A 19,165-nucleotide genomic window follows, 5' to 3' on the forward strand; every position below is an offset into this window, starting at 1 on the left:
GCGCTTTTCACCCTCTCCCTCCGGGAGAGGGCCGGGGTGAGGGGGAAATAATGATCAGATCTTACACGCGCCGCTTTCGCAGCCATCGTCCTGAATAGACGGCACCAGGTCATCCTGTGCATCTTCAGCCCCGTCGCGGGTGTTCTGATAGTACAGGGTTTTCACGCCAAATTTATAGGCGGTGAGCAAGTCTTTCAGCAACTGCTGCATCGGCACTTTCCCTGACGGGAAGCGTGACGGATCATAGTTGGTGTTGGCAGAAATCGACTGATCGATAAATTTCTGCATGATGCCCACCAGTTGCAGGTAGCCGTCGTTGTTCGGCATATCCCACAGCAGTTCATACGCGTCGTGCAGGTGTTCGTAGTCCGGCACAACCTGACGCAGGATACCGTCTTTCGACGCTTTGATGCTGACGTAGCCGCGCGGCGGTTCAATACCGTTAGTGGCGTTGGAAATCTGCGATGATGTCTCGGATGGCATCAGGGCAGAGAGCGTGGAGTTACGCAGACCGTGGGTCTTAATAGACTCGCGCAGGGCTTCCCAGTCAAGGTGCAGCGGTTCGCTGGTGATCGCATCCAGATCTTTCTTGTAGGTATCGATCGGCAGAATACCTTTGGCGTAGGTGGTTTCGTTGAACCACGGGCATGCGCCTTGTTCGATCGCCAGTTCGTTAGAGGCTTTCAGCAGATAGTACTGAATCGCTTCGAACGTTTCGTGCGTCAGGTTGTTGGCGCTGCCATCGGAATAACGTTTACCGTTTTTCGCCAGCCAGTATGCAAAGTTGATGACGCCAATACCCAGAGTACGACGACCCATGGCGCCACGTTTAGCGGCCAGAATTGGGTAATCCTGATAATCAAGCAGCGCATCCAGCGCACGCACCGCCAGCACGGCCAGTTCTTCCAGCTCGCTCAGATCTTTGATAGCACCCAGGTTAAACGCAGAAAGCGTACAGAGGGCGATTTCGCCGTTTTCGTCGTTAACGTCGTTCAGCGGTTTGGTCGGCAGGGCGATTTCCAGGCACAGGTTAGACTGGCGTACTGGCGCAATCGCCGGATCAAACGGGCTGTGGGTGTTGCAGTGGTCGACGTTCTGGATGTAGATACGGCCAGTGGAGGCGCGTTCCTGCATCATCAGCGAGAACAGTTCAACGGCTTTCACGCGCTGTTTGCGGATGCTGTCGTCGTTTTCATACTGCACGTACAGGCGCTCGAATTCGTCCTGATCGGCGAAGAACGCGTCGTACAGGCCAGGAACGTCAGACGGGCTGAACAGCGTGATGTCGCCGCCTTTCAGCAGACGGGTGTACATCAGTTTGTTGATCTGCACGCCGTAGTCCATGTGACGCACGCGGTTGCCTTCGACGCCGCGGTTGTTTTTCAGTACCAGCAGGCTTTCCACTTCCAGATGCCACATCGGGTAGAACAGCGTTGCCGCACCGCCGCGCACGCCGCCCTGAGAGCAGGATTTCACTGCCGTCTGGAAGTGCTTGTAGAACGGGATACAGCCGGTGTGGAACGCTTCACCGCCACGGATCGGGCTACCCAACGCACGGATGCGACCGGCGTTAATGCCGATACCCGCACGCTGGGAAACGTATTTCACGATCGCGCTGGAGGTGGCGTTGATGGAATCCAGGCTGTCGCCGCACTCGATCAGCACACAGGAGCTGAACTGGCGAGTCGGGGTACGCACGCCGGACATAATCGGCGTCGGCAGAGAAATCTTGAACGTAGAAACCGCATCATAGAAGCGTTTAACGTAGCTCAGACGCGTGTCGCGCGGATAGTTCGAGAACAGGCACGCAGCAACCAGAATATAGAGGAACTGGGCGCTCTCGTAGATTTCGCCCGTTACGCGGTTCTGTACCAGGTATTTGCCTTCAAGCTGTTTTACAGCAGCGTAAGAGAAGGTCATATCACGGTCGTGGACAATGAAAGAGTCCATCTGCTTGAACTCTTCTTCCGTATAGTCTTCCAGCAGATGATTGTCGTATTTACCCAGTTCAACCATTTTCAGTACGTGGTCGAACAGCTTCGGCGGCTCAAACTGGCCGTAGGCTTTTTTACGCAGGTGGAAAATCGCCAGGCGTGCGGCCAGGTACTGGTAATCCGGGGCGTCGCGGGAGATCAGATCGGCTGCAGCTTTAATGATGGTTTCATGGATATCGGAAGTTTTAATCCCATCATAGAACTGAATGTGAGAACGCAGTTCAACCTGAGAGATAGAGACGTTTTCCAGACCTTCAGCCGCCCAGTCGAGCACTCGATGGATTTTATCGAGATTGATGCGCTCAGTGCGGCCATCACGCTTAGTCACCAGCAGACTCTGATTCATGTGCTTTTTACCTGTCCGTGAAAAGGAAATATCCCCCCACTTATCCACAAACGTTGCTTGTGGCTAAGTCTGTGGATAAATACTATATATGGGGGTTCTTTGATAAGTGAAACGCTATATGGTGAGTATTCTAGTCTGCTTTCTTTCTCATACAAGAGTTGATTTTGAGGTTAAATTGAGGTTTAGAAAGCGTAAAAAAGGCTAAGTCCGCACGCAGTAAGGGCTGTAAGGGATGTCAACGATTTGCAAAAAAAAATGAAAATTTGATCGAGTGCCGATTTCTTCATCGACAGGGAGGATAGCGCTGCTTGATGCAGCGCAAATCTATATAAGAATATCTTCTGATGTCAGCTATTTTTGTCCGTTGTATGCAACATATAGTTAACATCAACGCCCGGAGCCAGCTTAAAGGAGTTGGTCAGCGGGTTGTAGTGCAGGCCGATCATATGCTGCTCGCGCAGGTTGGTTTCATCGACCCAGCGCAGCAGTTCGGCAGGCTTGATAAACTTCTTAATATCATGCGTGCCTTTTGGCACCATTTTCAGAATGTACTCTGCACCGATGACCGCCATCAGCCAGGATTTGCCGTTGCGGTTCAGGGTGGAGAAGAAGACGTGACCGCCCGGCTTCACCAATTGTGCGCAGGCTTTTACGACCGATTGCGGGTCTGGCACGTGCTCCAGCATTTCCATGCAGGTGACCACATCATATTGCTGCGCATGTTTCGCGGCATGTTCTTCGACCGTTTCCTGCACGTAATCGACGTGAATCCCGGATTCCAGCGAGTGCAAACGTGCCACCTGTAATGGTTCGAAGCCCATATCTAGGCCGGTGACTTGTGCGCCTTCACGCGCCATGCTCTCGGCCAGAATGCCGCCGCCGCAGCCAACATCCAACACTTTCTTGCCAAAAAGGCCGTCAGCGCGTTCGGCGATATAGCCCAGACGCAGGGGGTTGATCCGGTGCAACGGTTTAAACTCGCCTTCCAAATCCCACCAGCGCGAAGCCACGGCTTCAAATTTGGCAATCTCGTCGTGGTCAACGTTGGGCGCTAACGTGTTTTTTTCGGCATTCATGGGCACTCCTGGTCCTTATTTCATTATTACCGCGAGTATATCAGCACAACGACGCGAATAAAGCTCCGGCAGAACGCTATAGGTTTACCTGTCTTTACGCGGTTGTGTTATAATTTGCGACCTTTGAATCCGGGATACAGTAGAGGGATAGCGGTTAGATGAGCGACCTTGCGAGAGAAATTACACCGGTCAACATTGAGGAAGAGCTGAAGAGCTCCTATCTGGATTACGCGATGTCGGTCATTGTTGGCCGTGCGCTGCCGGATGTCCGAGATGGCCTGAAGCCGGTACACCGTCGCGTACTTTACGCCATGAACGTATTGGGCAATGACTGGAACAAAGCCTATAAAAAATCTGCCCGTGTCGTTGGTGACGTAATCGGTAAATACCATCCCCATGGTGATTCCGCGGTGTATGACACCATCGTCCGTATGGCGCAGCCGTTTTCACTGCGTTACATGCTGGTTGACGGCCAGGGTAACTTCGGTTCTATCGACGGCGACTCCGCGGCGGCAATGCGTTATACGGAAATCCGTCTGGCGAAAATTGCCCATGAGCTGATGGCCGATCTCGAAAAAGAGACGGTAGACTTCGTGGATAACTATGACGGCACGGAAAAAATTCCGGACGTCATGCCAACGAAAATTCCCAACCTGCTGGTCAACGGTTCTTCCGGTATCGCGGTAGGTATGGCGACGAACATTCCGCCACACAACCTCACGGAAGTGATCAATGGCTGTCTGGCCTATATCGATGATGAAGACATCACCATCGAAGGGCTGATGGAACACATTCCGGGCCCGGACTTCCCGACGGCCGCCATCATCAATGGTCGTCGCGGTATTGAAGAAGCCTACCGTACCGGTCGTGGCAAAATCTACATTCGTGCTCGCGCGGAAGTGGAAACTGACGCGAAAACTGGCCGCGAAACCATTATCGTGCATGAAATTCCGTATCAGGTGAACAAAGCGCGCCTGATCGAGAAAATCGCCGAACTGGTGAAAGATAAACGCGTGGAAGGCATCAGCGCGCTGCGTGACGAGTCTGATAAAGACGGTATGCGTATCGTGATTGAAGTGAAACGTGACGCAGTGGGTGAAGTGGTTCTCAACAACCTCTACTCCCAGACTCAGTTGCAGGTTTCCTTCGGCATCAACATGGTGGCACTGCACCATGGCCAGCCGAAGATCATGAATCTGAAAGATATTCTTTCCGCATTCGTGCGTCACCGTCGCGAAGTGGTGACACGTCGTACCATTTTCGAACTGCGTAAAGCGCGCGATCGTGCGCACATCCTTGAAGCACTGGCCGTTGCGCTGGCGAACATCGACCCGATCATCGAGCTGATCCGTCGTGCGCCGACCCCGGCTGAAGCGAAAGCGGGCCTGGTCGCACAGCCGTGGGATCTGGGTAACGTTGCCGCCATGCTGGAACGTGCGGGCGATGACGCCGCGCGCCCTGAGTGGCTGGAGCCGGAATTCGGCGTTCGTGACGGTAAATACTACCTGACCGAACAGCAGGCACAGGCGATTCTGGATCTGCGTCTGCAGAAACTGACCGGCCTGGAGCATGAAAAACTGCTCGACGAATACAAAGAGCTGCTGGAGCAGATCGCTGAACTGCTGCACATTCTTGGCAGCGCCGATCGTCTGATGGAAGTGATCCGCGAAGAGCTGGAGCTGGTGCGTGAGCAGTTTGGCGATAATCGTCGTACAGAAATCACGGCTAACACCGCAGACATCAACATCGAAGATCTGATTAGCCAGGAAGATGTTGTCGTGACTCTGTCTCACCAGGGTTACGTCAAATATCAGCCGCTTACCGATTACGAAGCGCAGCGTCGTGGCGGGAAAGGCAAATCAGCAGCACGTATTAAAGAAGAAGACTTTATCGACCGCCTGCTGGTGGCGAACACCCATGACACGATACTCTGCTTCTCCAGCCGTGGTCGTCTGTACTGGATGAAAGTTTATCAGTTGCCGGAAGCCAGCCGTGGCGCGCGTGGTCGTCCGATCGTCAACCTGCTGCCGCTGGAAGCCGACGAACGTATCACTGCGATTCTGCCGGTTCGCGAGTACGAAGAGGGCGTGAACGTCTTTATGGCGACCGCCAGCGGTACCGTGAAGAAAACGGCGCTGACCGAGTTCAGCCGTCCGCGTTCTGCCGGTATTATCGCCGTGAACCTGAACGAAGGCGATGAACTGATTGGCGTTGACCTGACGTCCGGTTCCGATGAAGTCATGCTGTTCTCTGCTGCCGGTAAAGTGGTGCGCTTCAAAGAAGACGCCGTCCGCGCCATGGGGCGTACAGCGACCGGTGTACGTGGCATTAAACTGGCAGGTGAAGACAAAGTCGTTTCCCTGATCATTCCTCGTGGCGAAGGCGCAATCCTGACCGTTACCCAGAATGGCTACGGTAAACGTACTGCGGCGGAAGAGTATCCGACCAAGTCACGCGCGACGCAGGGCGTTATCTCGATCAAAGTGACCGAGCGTAACGGTTCCGTTGTGGGCGCGGTGCAGGTCGACGATTGCGATCAGATAATGATGATCACCGATGCCGGTACGCTGGTGCGTACCCGTGTTTCCGAAGTGAGCATCGTCGGTCGTAACACCCAGGGCGTGATCCTCATCCGTACTGCGGAAGATGAAAACGTAGTGGGTCTGCAACGTGTGGCTGAACCGGTTGATGACGAAGAACTCGACGCCATTGACGGCAGCGCCGCAGAAGGTGACGATGAAATCGCACCGGAAACGGACACCGATGACGACGTAGCGGATGACGCTGACGAGTAAATCGTGAGACGTACCAATAAAGGCCGGTTATAAACCGGCCTTTTTTCTGCGTTGCGACAAATGGGTTTTCCCGTTACCTTAACCACATCCTGTTAGCCTTTGATGGCGGAGTTTCGCCCCCTTGAAATATCTTGTCTCCTTTCGTACGACGCTTAAAGTCTCACGCTACCTGTTCCGGGCGCTGGCGCTGCTACTCTGGTTGCTGATTGCCCTCGCATCGGTTTTCTATATCGTGAATGCCTTGCATCAGAAAGAGTCAGAAATACGGCAGGAATTTAATCTGAGTTCCGATCAGGCGCAGCGCTATATTCAGCGTACGTCGGATGTCATCAAAGAGCTGAAGTACATTGCTGAAAATCGTCTCACGGCGACGAATGGCGTACTGCCGCCCACGGCGATAAAAGAGAATACCGAAGTCCCTGACTTCGAGCCACTGTTCACCGATTCTGATTGTTCCGCGCTGGACGATGCGTGGCGCGGCTCGCTGGAGTCGCTTTCCTGGTTTCTGCGCTACTGGCGCGACAATTTCTCCGCCGCCTACGATCTCAACCGCGTCTTTTTAATTGGCAGTGAAAACCTGTGCATGGCGAATTTTGGCCTGCGGGATATGCCGATTGAACGTAACCAGGCGCTGAAAACCCTGCACGATCGCATCGTGAAGTACCGTAGTGCGCCGCAGGATGAGAGCGGTAGCAACCTGTTCTGGATAAGCCAGGGCCCGCGCCCGGGCGTTGGCTATTTCTATGCCTTAACGCCGGTGTATCTGGCAAACCGTTTGCAGGCGCTGCTGGGCGTTGAGCAAACCATTCGCATGGAAAACTTCTTCACGCCGGGTAGCTTGCCAATTGGCGTGACGATTCTTGATGAAAACGGCGATTCACTGATTTCGCTCACGGGCCCGGACAGCAAACTGCGTATCGATCAGCGCTGGATGCAAGAACGCGCGTGGTTTGGCTACAGCAGCGGCTTCCGTGAACTGGTGTTGAAAAAGAATCTGCCGCCATCGTCGCTCAGCATTGTGTATTCGGTACCGGTTGATTTAGTGCTTGAGCGCATCCGCATGCTGATTCTCAACGCCGTGCTGCTTAATATCCTGACCGGGGTCGCGCTGTTCACAATGGCGAGAATGTACGAGCGACGGATATTTATTCCTGCCGAGTCTGACGCTCAACGTCTGGAAGAGCATGAGCAGTTCAATCGTAAAATCGTCGCCTCCGCCCCGGTAGGGATCTGTATTCTGCGTACCCAGGACGGTACTAATATCCTGAGTAATGAACTCGCGCATAATTATCTGAATATGCTGACGCATGAAGATCGGCAGCGCTTAACGCAGATTATCTGTGGTCAACAGGTTAACTTTGTCGATGTGTTGACCAGTAACAACACTAACCTGCAAATCAGCTTCGTGCATTCGCGTTATCGCAATGAAAACGTGGCGATTTGCGTGCTGGTTGACGTCAGTTCGCGCGTCAAAATGGAAGAGTCGTTGCAGGAGATGGCGCAGGCGGCAGAACAGGCCAGCCAGTCGAAATCGATGTTCCTCGCCACCGTCAGCCATGAACTGCGCACGCCGCTGTACGGCATCATTGGTAACCTTGATTTGTTACAAACCAAAGAGTTACCAAAAGGCGTCGGGCGTCTGGTGACGGCGATGAACAACTCCTCGAGCCTGCTGCTGAAAATCATCAGCGACATTCTCGATTTCTCGAAAATTGAATCAGAGCAGCTGAAAATCGAGCCGCGCGAATTCTCACCAAAAGAGGTGATGAATCACATTACCGCCAACTATCTGCCGCTGGTCGTGCGTAAACGGGTTGGAATGTACTGCTTTATCGAGCCAAACGTGCCGCCGCAGATGCTTGGCGACCCGATGCGTTTGCAGCAGGTTATCTCCAATATTCTGAGTAATGCCATCAAGTTTACCGATATTGGCTGCATCATTTTGCATCTCAAACGCGTAGGTGATTACCTGAGTATCAGCATCCGTGATACCGGCGTAGGCATTCCGGCGAAAGAGGTGGTGCGCCTGTTTGACCCGTTCTTCCAGGTCGGAACCGGCGTGCAGCGTAACTTCCAGGGCACCGGGCTGGGTCTGGCGATTTGTGAGAAACTCATCAATATGATGGACGGTGATATTGCCGTCGACACAGAACCGGGCATGGGTAGCCAGTTTACGGTGCGTATTCCGCTCTATGGCGCGCAGGCTGCCACGCCGCTGGTGATTGATGCGCTGGCGCAAAAACGCTGCTGGCTGGCGATTCGCAACGAGTCTCTGTATCAGTTTATTGAAACGCTGCTGACCTGGCACGGCGTGGACGTTCAACGCTACGAAGGTGAAGAACCGGCGCAGGATGATCTGCTGATAACCGACGATGACCTGGAAAAACCGTGGACGGGCAAGGCGGCGGTGATCTTCTGCCGTCGCCATATCGGGATCCCTCTCGAACGAGCGCCGGGCGAATGGGTACACAGTATTGTTTCGCCGCACGAGTTAATGACCCTGCTGGGGCGCATTTACCGCATCAAAGTCGGCAACACGGATCACGCAGAGTCTTCATCGGCGCACGATGTGACCGCCGACAGCAATGACGATATGATGATCCTTGTGGTGGACGATCATCCTATCAACCGTCGTCTTCTGGCAGATCAGTTGGGTACGCTTGGCTATCAGTGCATGACGGCGAATGACGGTGTTGATGCGCTCAATGTGCTGAGCAAAAATCATATTGATATCGTGCTGAGCGACGTCAACATGCCAAATATGGACGGCTATCGTTTAACACAGCGTATTCGTCAGCTTGGCCTGACGCTGCCGGTTGTCGGCGTGACTGCCAACGCCCTGGCGGAAGAGAAGCAGCGCTGCCTGGAGTCAGGGATGGATAGCTGCCTGTCAAAACCGGTGACGCTGGATGTGCTGAAGCAAACGCTGGCGGTCTATGCGGCGCGGGTGAGAAAAACGCGGGAGTCGTAAGATAAAAAAATCCCCCGGCTGGCCGGGGGATTCATAGAGCATTACTCTTTATCTGTCGGGGATAGCGTGACAGAGGAGAGATAGTTCAGCAGCGCAATATCGTTTTCCACACCCAGTTTCATCATCGCTGATTTCTTCTGGCTACTGATGGTCTTGATACTGCGGTTCAGTTTCTTGGCAATCTCGGTTACCAGGAAGCCTTCCGCGAACAGGCGCAATACTTCGCTCTCTTTTGGTGACAAACGTTTGTCGCCATAGCCGCCAGCGCTGATTTTCTCCAGCAGGCGAGAGACGCTTTCCGGGGTGAATTTCTTCCCTTTCTGCAACGCGGCCAGCGCTTTCGGCAGGTCGGTTGGCGCACCCTGTTTCAGGACAATACCTTCGATATCCAGATCCAGCACGGCGCTCAGAATCGCCGGGTTGTTATTCATGGTCAGAACGATAATGGAAATGCCCGGGAAATGACGCTTAATATATTTGATAAGCGTGATCCCATCGCCATATTTATCGCCCGGCATGGAAAGGTCGGTGATCAGGACATGTGCATCCAGTTTCGGTAAATTGTTAATCAGCGCGGTGGAGTCTTCAAATTCGCCGACAACGTTGACCCATTCGATTTGTTCTAGTGATTTACGAATACCAAACAGAACTATCGGATGATCATCGGCAATAATTACGTTCATATTGTTCATAATAAAGGCTACCTTGCTACAGCAAGCTCTTGACGTAGGCGTCAATGTCGCTGACATATTTTTCTATGGCCGGAGCATCTTTCTCGCGAATTAAATGCTCAAGCGTTTCACACAACTGCTTGCCAGGAACCAGGTTAAGCATAGCAAACACCCCCTTCAGGCGGTGGGCTGTCTGTGCCAACGCGGCGAAATCACGCGCGTCGCATTCAGTATACAGCCTGCTAACATCTTCCGGTACCGTATCAACAAACAGCGCATAATAGCCGCTGGCCTGAAGTTCGGCGTTTTCATCGCCGCCAAGAGGTGATTCCGTGACCTCTTCCTGTGCCAGTTGCTCTTCAATAAGCTGAAGGACCGCGTCCTGCATAGCATTACTGATATTAAAGTTAACCCGCAATTGGCCAGGGCCAATTTTGCGTATCCCAGCTTCATCATCGCTTAAAAGCAAGCCCGAAGCAGTAAGATTAGACGGATTATCTGTTAAAAAGATATCAAATTCTTGACTCGTCGCTCTTTCGTCCGGCGTGATGCAGGTCGCCCCCCAGCTTTCCAGCTGACGCGTCACGATAGTACGAATCTCGTTAGAGGTGATATCCACCATGGCAACCACGTCATCCAGCAGGCGCTCTTCCTGTTCGCTATCCTCTTCGCGCGGCGCCATTTTTACGTGCAGTGAGTAACGGGTGCCCAGTGATTCGCGCGCTTTAATATTCAGATGTCCACCCAGCTTGCGCGCTAACTGATCGCACAGCCAGAAGGTGAGGGCGTTCGCTTTTCCGTAACGGTCAGACTGCGTGTCATTCAGGTACGGGAAATGCAAATTGTCGATTTCCCCATGGGAGACGCCGTTACCGGTATCCAGAATGCGGAAGGTCAGCCGTTCACCCGCAGACTCATCGGCGTTCACTTCCAGCGTGATTTTGCCGATTTGCGTGGTGGTCACCGCGTACTGAATCAGCAGCAACAGAATGCGGCGCAAGGCATCGCGATCGCCATGACGCTGCTCTTTGGCCGGTAGCTGATTGTTGATCAGCAGTTGCAGGCCTTTACGTTTGATGGCGGGCAGGACTTCAGGCACCACTTCATCAATTAAATCCTGTAGCGAGAAGAGTGTGGACGCGCCCTTCCAGCTGTCATTTTCCAGCATATTGGCGAGCTGAATTTCATCCACCAGACGCACCAGCAGATCGGCGTTGTTCGCCAGCTTCTGGCTTTCGCTGGTATCTATCGCCGCGGCTTCGGCGGCCAGTGTTTTGATCGGCTGCTTTAAGGTGTCGCTGATATTTTGCATAAAGGCCGCGCGGCCCTGCTGGTTTTTCTCATACAGACGCTGCGCCTGTTTGAGCTTTTTATTCACCAGCACTTCGCGGTCTTGATCGCGAATAATGAAGATCTGCATCCGAGGTGAGACCTGGCTGCGGAACTGGCGGATTTCGTACAGCTCATTATTAATGGTGGCCTGAATTACGCCCTGATGCTGATCCGCCATGCTGGTGATATTTTGCAGGTTAAGGTGCGGCAACAGGTGATCGGCGATTTTATTACTGATTAACGTACGGTTCGATTCTTGATCGTGCACCAGCAGCCCCAGCGGCAGCAGTGACACAATCTCTTCATTGATCGCGCGCAGTAGACGTAGCTCGTTATTCGCGCCGGATACCGGTGCGGAGGCTGCGCTTTTGCGGCCCGTCTGGTGACGGAACGTGGAGTAACCGAACAGCGCCAGCGCCAGCAGGCCGATATTGAGCAGTAACGGCAGCATTATGTTCTGGAAGGTATCCAGAAGCAGCGTGCCAAACGGTACCTGCCACACCAGACGCATGCCGGTTGAATTCAGCGACGAAGAGATCTCAATACGCGAACTGTTAAAGTTTATCGCGACGCTATCACTGGGTTCTTTATCCTGGCTGCGCAGGGCGTTCTGCGAAGGATCCTGCTCCAGTCGGAAACTGTCGAGCGACATCGCCGGCGGCACCAGATCGTTAATCGGCAGATCAAACGCCACCACCGTCGCAAGATGTCCCGGCTGGTTAAAGGTGGTGCGTAGGGTGAAGTAATGACCGTTTTGCCACGCCAGGCGGCGCAAGGAAGAGAAGGTTTCACGTTCGTCCAGCGTGTTCGCCTGCTGGAGCATTTCGGCACGGCGCGAATCGACGATGTTTCCGACCGTCGACTCCTTAAAACCGGAAGAGAGATCTTTGAGCGGCAGCGTAGAAATCAGGATCAGACTGTTGTCCTGGCCGTTCAGGTAATACATCGACCACGGGATAGTCTCTGCGCCCCACAGCGTATCGAGATAAGTGGACATGCGCTGGGTAATTTCCAGCGTCGAGCTGTCGTGGGAACCGAAAATTAGCGCCTCGGTTTTGCGTCGTGGTTTTTCCAGATAGTAGACGTCCTGCTTCAGACGTGTTTCCTGTAACCCTTCGCTGGACGTGGCAGTTGAGGGGGCGGCGGCAATGTTGTCGTAAATCTGCCAGGTCGCATAACGCCAGGTATCAATGCGCTTATGTACAGCGTGGGTCATGTCGACTATCTGATAGCTTTTGTCCTTCAGCCACGCGTTAACCGCGCTCTGAATCATCACGCCCATCGTTACCAGCAACACGATGATCATTAACAGGAAGAAGCGGGTGATGCTGCCCGGCAGCAGGGAAAATTTACCGGACGTTTTCTTGTCAGACTGACTCATTGGCGTGTGTAACCCATCATAACGGCATCTGAATGAGAATATGCTCAGACTTAGGTGAGCGTGAAACGTCTTAACCTGTTTTGCGCGGCGAACCCACGTCAAATTCTGTGTAACAGGTGAGAGTACAGCAGGCAGTATAAAGGGAACTGTGCCAATTGCCATACTTCCGCGTTTTTCAGCCGCTGAAATGGGCAAATACGCGCGGCTAATATAGAAGAGGAAAGAGGAAAAGAGGCGTTTTAGTCAGGTAAAAACGGCTGGCATTAAAACGGAATATTTTATGAAAATTATGTTAGCAATTTGTTACCAATGCTATGTGTGATTAATTAATGAACGTTATTGTTCACAAGCGTAAGTATGCGAGGATTAAAGTTACGTAAAGAAAGGTAAAAAAAACCGGATGCGATGCATCCGGTGGAAATAGGGGTAAACAGACATTCAGAACTGAATGACGGTAATAAATAAAGTTAATGATGATAGCGATATCTATTTTAGTTGCGGGTGAAACTTTTGTTTTACCATTCAGTGCTATACCTGTAACCAATTTTAAGTTATTGATTGTTAGTAGTTATTTTCTGGCTCTTTGTTTATCCGTGCTATTTTTCTTACCGATTTGTGCGAAAAAAAGTTCCGCAAAATTTACATTTTGAAACATCTATATGGATAAATGAAACACCTTTAAGGTTTTAGTATCATTTTGGTGTTGGATTATTCTGCATTTTGCAGCACAATGGGTTTGCCGACTGGTTAATGAGGGTTGACCAGTAAGCAGTGGCATATAAAAAGGCATATAACAGAGGGTTATTAACATGAAAGTTAAAGTACTGTCCCTCCTGGTACCAGCTCTGCTGGTAGCGGGCGCAGCAAATGCGGCTGAAATTTATAACAAAGACGGCAACAAATTAGATCTGTACGGTAAAATCGCTGGTCTGCACTACTTCTCCGATGACAACAGCGCTGACGGCGACCAGACCTACATGCGTATCGGCGTTAAAGGCGAAACTCAGATCCAGGACCAGCTGACCGGTTACGGCCAGTGGGAATACAACGTTCAGGCGAACAACACTGAAGATTCCGGCAATCAGGCGTGGACTCGTCTGGCATTCGCTGGTCTGCGTTTTGGTGATGCAGGCTCCTTCGACTACGGTCGTAACTACGGCGTTGTTTACGACATCACTTCCTGGACCGACGTTCTGCCGGAATTCGGCGGCGACACCTACGGTTCTGACAACTTCCTGCAGCAGCGTGCTAACGGCGTTGCAACCTACCGCAACTCTGACTTCTTCGGTCTGGTTGATGGCCTGAACTTTGCTCTGCAGTATCAGGGTAAAAACGGTAGCCAGTCTGGCGAAGGCCAGACCAACAACGGTCGTAAAGAACTGAAACAGAATGGTGACGGCTTCGGCGGCTCCCTGTCTTATGACATCGGCGAAGGCTTCAGCGTTGGTGCGGCAGTTGCTAGCTCTAAACGTACTGATGAGCAGAACAACCTTCAGTATGGTAGTGGCGACAAAGCGACTACCTACACTGGTGGTCTGAAATATGATGCGAACAACATTTACCTGGCTGCGCAGTACACCCAGGCTTACAATGCAACTCGCTTCAGCGGTAACGGCAATGCTGACGCTATCAGCGGTTTTGCTGAGAAAGCGCAGAACTTTGAAGTTGTTGCTCAGTACCAGTTCGACTTCGGTCTGCGTCCGTCCGTTGCTTATCTGCAGTCCAAAGGTAAAGACATCAACAATGGTGTTCGCAACTTCGGCGACCAGGATCTGGTTAAATATGTTGATGTTGGTGCGACCTACTACTTCAACAAAAACATGTCTACCTATGTTGATTACAAAATCAACCTGCTTGATGACAATGAATTCACCCGTCGCGCCGGCATCTCTACTGATGACGTCGTAGCACTGGGTCTGGTTTACCAGTTCTAATCGACTGCAAACCGACAGAAAAGGAGCCGAAAGGCTCCTTTTTTTATGCCCTGTTTAGATGAATTGGTGTACTCTTGCGCGCATTGCAGGAGAAATAATAACGGATGGAAATGAATATTTTACGTGCGGCCCTGGTGAGCGCCGCGTTACTTCTGGCTGGCTGCGATAATGCCAGCACCTCCACATCGCCAACCCAAACCGCAACGGTGCTCGAAGGTAAAACCATGGGTACCTTCTGGCGCGTGAGCGTGGTGGATATCGACAAAAAACGTGCCGATGAACTACGCGAAAAAATTCAGACGCAGCTTGATGGCGACGACCAGCTACTCTCAACGTGGAAAAACGATTCCGCGCTGATGCGCTTTAATCTCTCATCCAGTACCGCGCCGTGGCCAGTTACCGAAGCCATGGCGGATATCGTCACCGAATCTCTGCGCATTGGGCAAAAAACCCAGGGTGCGATGGATGTGACCGTCGGCCCGTTGGTCAATCTGTGGGGCTTCGGCCCGGATAAACAGCCTGTCAGCACGCCGACGCAGGAACAAATCGATACGGCAAAAGCCAAAACCGGCTTGCAGCATCTGACGGTGATTAACACCGCAGGCCGCCAGTATCTGCAAAAAGATCTCCCGGAACTCTATGTTGATCTGTCGACCGTTGGCGAAGGCTATGCGGCGGATCACCTTGCGCGCCTGATGGGCCAGGAGGGGATCTCGCGTTACCTGGTGTCCGTTGGCGGGGCGCTGTCGAGCCGCGGCATGAATGCGGAAGGTCGCCCGTGGCGCGTGGCGATTCAAAAACCGACCGATAAAGAAAATGCCGTCCAGGCGATTGTCGATATCAACGGTCACGGAATCAGTACGTCCGGCAGCTACCGCAACTATTATGAGCTCGACGGTCAGCGAATCTCTCACGTTATCGATCCGCAAACTGGCAGGCCCATTACCCACAAACTGGTTTCCGTAACGGTGATTGCGCCGACGGCGCTGGAAGCCGATGCCTGGGATACCGGCCTGATGGTTCTTGGCCCGGAAAGAGCCAAAGAAGTGGTGCGCGAGCAGGGGCTGGCGGTGTACATGATCATGAAAGAGGGTGATAACTTCACCACCTGGATGTCGCCGCAGTTCAAAGCGTTTCTGGTGAGCGGTAAAAATTAAAAAGCAAGATTGCTGGTTTTTTGCTGTCTCCTCCAGGGCAAAGTCGTCATACACTTACTGGAGGAGCCTGATATGACATCTCACACTTTTCATACTGATGAGCGCCGCTGGCAGGCGGTGCTCGCGCGCGATGCCGGAGCCGACGGGCAGTTTGTGTTTGCGGTTCGTACCACCGGTATTTTTTGTCGCCCCTCCTGCAAAGCGCGCCATGCGTTGCGCCAGAATGTACATTTTTATCCTGATGCCGAAGCGGCGCTAAAAGCGGGTTTTCGCCCCTGCAAACGTTGCCAGCCGGATACGCTCGATCCGCAACTGCAAAAAGTGAACAAAGTGGCGATAGCCTGCCGGATGCTCGAACAGGATGCGCCCGTGACGCTGGACACCCTGGCCGGGGCGGTGGCTGTCAGCCCCTACCATTTTCATCGTCTGTTTAAATCAGTCACCGGCGTTACGCCGAAAGCGTGGCAGCAGGCGTGGCGTGCCCGGCGCCTGCGTGAAGCGCTGACGGAAGGCGAAGCGGTGACTCATGCCGTCCTCAACGCTGGTTTCCCGGACAGCAGCAGCTACTATCGCCATGCCGACCAGCTTCTGGGTATGACGGCAAAACAGTTTCGGCGCGGCGGTGAAGACGCCATTATTCATTATGCGCTGGAAGATTGCCGTTTCGGACGTTGTCTGGTGGCGCTAAGCGCGCGCGGTATCTGCGCCGTGTTATTAGGCGATAACGATGTGGAACTCATAACTGAACTGCGGCGGCTTTTCCCTTCTGCACAATCACAGCAGGGCAGCTCGGCTTTTCACCAGCAAATTTATGAAGTGGTGATGCGGCTGGACGATCAACAGTTGCCGCTGAATTTACCGCTGGATATTCGCGGCACCGCCTTTCAACAGCAGGTCTGGCAGGCGCTACGCGCGATTCCGCCAGGCGAAACACGCAGCTATCAACAAATTGCCACCGCCATCGGCAAACCGAAAGCCGTTCGCGCGGTGGCTGGCGCGTGCGCGGCGAACAAACTGGCGATTGTGATTCCCTGTCATCGCGTGGTACGTGAAGATGGTAGTCTGTCGGGATACCGCTGGGGCGTGGGGCGAAAAGCCGCGCTGCTGGCCGATGAGAAAAATGCCGGAGGGAAATAATGCTCGATCTCTTTGCTGATGAAGCGCCCTGGCAGGAACCGCTGGCGGCTGGCGCGATCATTCTTCGCCGCCAGGCGTTAAGCCAGGCTCGCGTACTGCTAACGGCGATTGATCAGGTTGCCGCGCTGTCGCCGTTTCGCCAGATGGTGACGCCCGGCGGCTATACCATGTCGGTGGCGATGACCAACTGCGGCCCACTTGGCTGGAGCACCGATCTGCACGGCTACTGCTATACGCCGCGCGATCCGCTGACGGGCAACGCCTGGCCCTCCATGCCGGATGTTTTCCTCAATCTGGCGCTGGAGGCAGCGTCGCTTGCGGGCTATGCCGATTTTTCGCCGGACGCCTGCCTGATTAACCGCTATCTTCCAGGGGCGAAACTGTCGCTGCATCAGGATAAAGACGAAGCCACGCTGAGTGCGCCGATTGTGTCGGTTTCACTGGGCTTGCCTGCCGTGTTTCAGTTTGGCGGCCTGAAGCGTAACGATCCCCTCCAGCGCGTGCTGCTGGAGCACGGCGATGTGGTGGTGTGGGGCGGCGAATCGCGTCTCTTTTATCACGGTATTCAGCCGCTCAAACCGGGTCACCATCCGCAGGTTGGCCCAATGCGCTATAACCTCACTTTTCGTCATGCGGGTAATAAAGAATAAAAATAAGAATTATTCTTGATGTACTCGTAAGGCAGTTTACACTGCTCGCTGTTTTTCTTTTCCGGATTGCTGTTTTATGGAACTTCTCCTGCTTGTGTGGCGCCAGTACCGCTGGCCATTTATTGCCGTCATGGCGCTGAGTTTGTTGAGCGCAGCGTTGGGGATTGGGCTGATTGCCTTTATTAACCTGCGTTTAATCACGACGGTCGATATGTCGCTGACAGTGCTGCCAGAGTTTCTCGGGCTACTGCTACTGCTGATGGCGGTCACGCTCGGTTCGCAACTGGCGCTGACGACCCTTGGTCATCACTTTGTTTACCGTCTGCGCAGCGAGTTCATTAAACGTATTCTGGACACGCAGGTTGAACGCATCGAAAAGCTCGGCAGCGCGGCGCTGCTGGCGGGCCTGACCAGCGATGTGCGCGCGATCACTATCGCTTTCGTACGTCTGCCGGAACTGGTGCAGGGGATTATCCTGACCTTTGGTTCCGCCGCTTACCTGGCGTTTCTGTCGACGAAAATGCTGCTGGTCACGGTGCTGTGGATGGCGCTGACCATCTGGGGCGGTTTTGTACTGGTGGCGCGGGTCTATAAACATATGGCGATTCTGCGTGAGACGGAAGATGCGCTGTATCAGGATTATCAAACCGTGCTCGAAGGGCGCAAAGAGCTCACGCTCAACCGGGAGCGCGCCGAATATGTCTTTAATCAGCTCTATATTCCGGATGCGAAAAACTACCGTCACCACATTGTGCGCGCCGACACCTTCCACCTGAGCGCGGTGAACTGGTCGAACATTATGATGCTGGGCGCCATCGGGCTGGTCTTCTGGATGGCAAACAGTCTGGGCTGGGCGGATACCGCCGTGGCGGCGACGTACTCGCTGACGCTGCTGTTCCTGCGTACGCCGCTGCTCTCTGCCGTAGGCGCACTGCCGACGTTGCTCAGCGCGCAGGTGGCGTTCAAAAAGCTCAACACCTTCTCGCTTGCGCCTTACCAGCCGGAGTTTCCGGTGCCGAAAGCGTATCCGAACTGGCAAACGCTCGAACTGCGCGATGTGGAGTTCCATTATGAAGACAACACGTTCGCCGTCGGCCCGATTAACCTGACGCTCCATCGCGGCGAACTGGTGTTCCTGATTGGCGGCAACGGCAGCGGTAAATCGACGCTGGCGATGCTGCTTACCGGGCTCTATCAACCGGTTAAAGGACAAATTTTGCTGGACGGTAAACCGCTGGCAGCGGACAAACCGGAAGATTACCGCAAGCTATTTTCGGCGGTCTTCACGGACGTCTGGCTGTTTGACCAGTTGCTGGGGCCGGAAGGAAAACAGGCCGACCCGGCGCTGGTGGATAAGTGGCTGGAACAGCTGAAAATGGGGCACAAGGTGAAGCTGGAAAACGGCAAAATCCTTGACCTTAAACTCTCGAAAGGGCAGAAGAAGCGCGTGGCGTTGCTGCTGGCCTTAGCGGAAGAGCGAGACATCATTATGCTGGATGAGTGGGCCGCCGATCAGGATCCACACTTCCGCCGTGAGTTCTATCAAATATTACTCCCGCTGATGCAGCAGATGGGCAAAACTATTTTTGCTATCAGCCACGACGACCATTACTTTATTCATGCCGATCGCCTGCTGGAGATGCGCAATGGCCAGTTAAGCGAACTCACTGGCGAGGAGCGCGACGCCGCCTCACGCGATGCGGTCGCCCGAACGGCGTAAC

At 53.4% G+C, this 19,165-nt stretch carries 11 protein-coding genes; 7 read left to right on the forward strand and 4 right to left on the reverse strand.

What is annotated here, in order from left to right:
• Positions 1-54: 54 nt before the first annotated feature.
• Together nrdA and ubiG are read right to left on the reverse strand one after the other, a co-directional pair.
• A complete protein-coding gene (nrdA, locus tag ACOXYR_RS05775; protein WP_108473614.1) occupies positions 55-2,340 on the reverse strand; it encodes a class 1a ribonucleoside-diphosphate reductase subunit alpha in 2,286 nt (761 codons plus the stop codon).
• 347 nt (positions 2,341-2,687) lie between these two features.
• The gene (ubiG, locus tag ACOXYR_RS05780) at positions 2,688-3,416 is read right to left on the reverse strand and encodes a bifunctional 2-polyprenyl-6-hydroxyphenol methylase/3-demethylubiquinol 3-O-methyltransferase UbiG (RefSeq protein WP_407731344.1); all 729 of its coding nucleotides are present in this window, start codon (positions 3,414-3,416) and stop codon (positions 2,688-2,690) included.
• A 158-nt stretch (positions 3,417-3,574) separates the two neighbouring features.
• On the opposite strand from ubiG, the gene gyrA reads away from it, so the two are divergent.
• Positions 3,575-6,211 (forward strand): DNA topoisomerase (ATP-hydrolyzing) subunit A, encoded by a 2,637-nt coding sequence (gene gyrA / locus ACOXYR_RS05785; RefSeq protein ID WP_108473616.1) that lies wholly within the window; start codon positions 3,575-3,577, stop codon positions 6,209-6,211.
• 121 nt (positions 6,212-6,332) lie between these two features.
• Positions 6,333-9,182, forward strand: a complete 2,850-nt coding sequence (gene rcsC / locus ACOXYR_RS05790; protein WP_113858014.1) for a two-component system sensor histidine kinase RcsC — start codon at positions 6,333-6,335, stop codon at positions 9,180-9,182.
• Positions 9,183-9,223: 41 nt separating this feature from the next.
• Here the strand turns inward: rcsC and rcsB are convergent, their stop codons facing one another.
• A complete protein-coding gene (rcsB, locus tag ACOXYR_RS05795; protein ID WP_015963687.1) occupies positions 9,224-9,874 on the reverse strand; it encodes a response regulator transcription factor RcsB in 651 nt (216 codons plus the stop codon).
• A 16-nt stretch (positions 9,875-9,890) separates the two neighbouring features.
• Entirely contained in the window at positions 9,891-12,566 is a 2,676-nt protein-coding gene (gene rcsD, locus ACOXYR_RS05800) for a phosphotransferase RcsD (RefSeq protein WP_189622770.1), read from the reverse strand.
• Between the two features lie 809 nt (positions 12,567-13,375).
• Here rcsD and ACOXYR_RS05805 point away from each other — a divergent pair.
• From ACOXYR_RS05805 to ACOXYR_RS05825, 5 genes are all read left to right on the forward strand, one after another.
• Positions 13,376-14,500 carry a porin OmpC gene (locus ACOXYR_RS05805; RefSeq protein WP_421355502.1) on the forward strand — a complete coding sequence of 375 codons (1,125 nt, stop codon included), beginning with the start codon at positions 13,376-13,378 and terminating at the stop codon, positions 14,498-14,500.
• Between the two features lie 104 nt (positions 14,501-14,604).
• The gene (apbE, locus tag ACOXYR_RS05810; protein WP_113858017.1) at positions 14,605-15,657 is read left to right on the forward strand and encodes an FAD:protein FMN transferase ApbE; all 1,053 of its coding nucleotides are present in this window, start codon (positions 14,605-14,607) and stop codon (positions 15,655-15,657) included.
• Between the two features lie 72 nt (positions 15,658-15,729).
• On the forward strand, positions 15,730-16,794 hold the full coding sequence (ada, locus tag ACOXYR_RS05815; RefSeq protein ID WP_421355503.1) for a bifunctional DNA-binding transcriptional regulator/O6-methylguanine-DNA methyltransferase Ada: 1,065 nt from the start codon (positions 15,730-15,732) through the stop codon (positions 16,792-16,794).
• Positions 16,794-17,444, forward strand: coding sequence for a DNA oxidative demethylase AlkB (gene alkB, locus ACOXYR_RS05820; protein ID WP_415728256.1), 651 nt, complete (start codon positions 16,794-16,796; stop codon positions 17,442-17,444). The genes ada and alkB overlap by 1 nt, the downstream gene beginning before the upstream one ends.
• A gap of 76 nt (positions 17,445-17,520) precedes the next feature.
• Positions 17,521-19,164 (forward strand): multidrug ABC transporter permease/ATP-binding protein, encoded by a 1,644-nt coding sequence (locus ACOXYR_RS05825; RefSeq protein WP_113858020.1) that lies wholly within the window; start codon positions 17,521-17,523, stop codon positions 19,162-19,164.
• Position 19,165 lies beyond the last annotated feature (1 nt).

The sequence above is a fragment of the Pseudocitrobacter faecalis genome (genome assembly GCF_965231525.1).
GTDB lineage: Bacteria > Pseudomonadota > Gammaproteobacteria > Enterobacterales > Enterobacteriaceae > Pseudocitrobacter > Pseudocitrobacter faecalis.

What these genes read in the sequence shown, in the direction of transcription:
- nrdA (WP_108473614.1), bottom strand. Translation starts at nt 2,340, where the DNA reads ATGAATCAGAGTCTGCTGGTGACTAAGCGTGATGGCCGCACTGAGCGC.
- ubiG (WP_407731344.1), bottom strand. Translation starts at nt 3,416, where the DNA reads ATGAATGCCGAAAAAAACACGTTAGCGCCCAACGTTGACCACGACGAG.
- gyrA (WP_108473616.1), top strand. Translation starts at nt 3,575, where the DNA reads ATGAGCGACCTTGCGAGAGAAATTACACCGGTCAACATTGAGGAAGAG.
- rcsB (WP_015963687.1), bottom strand. Translation starts at nt 9,874, where the DNA reads ATGAACAATATGAACGTAATTATTGCCGATGATCATCCGATAGTTCTG.
- rcsD (WP_189622770.1), bottom strand. Translation starts at nt 12,566, where the DNA reads ATGAGTCAGTCTGACAAGAAAACGTCCGGTAAATTTTCCCTGCTGCCG.
- ACOXYR_RS05805 (WP_421355502.1), top strand. Translation starts at nt 13,376, where the DNA reads ATGAAAGTTAAAGTACTGTCCCTCCTGGTACCAGCTCTGCTGGTAGCG.
- apbE (WP_113858017.1), top strand. Translation starts at nt 14,605, where the DNA reads ATGGAAATGAATATTTTACGTGCGGCCCTGGTGAGCGCCGCGTTACTT.
- ada (WP_421355503.1), top strand. Translation starts at nt 15,730, where the DNA reads ATGACATCTCACACTTTTCATACTGATGAGCGCCGCTGGCAGGCGGTG.
- alkB (WP_415728256.1), top strand. Translation starts at nt 16,794, where the DNA reads ATGCTCGATCTCTTTGCTGATGAAGCGCCCTGGCAGGAACCGCTGGCG.
- ACOXYR_RS05825 (WP_113858020.1), top strand. Translation starts at nt 17,521, where the DNA reads ATGGAACTTCTCCTGCTTGTGTGGCGCCAGTACCGCTGGCCATTTATT.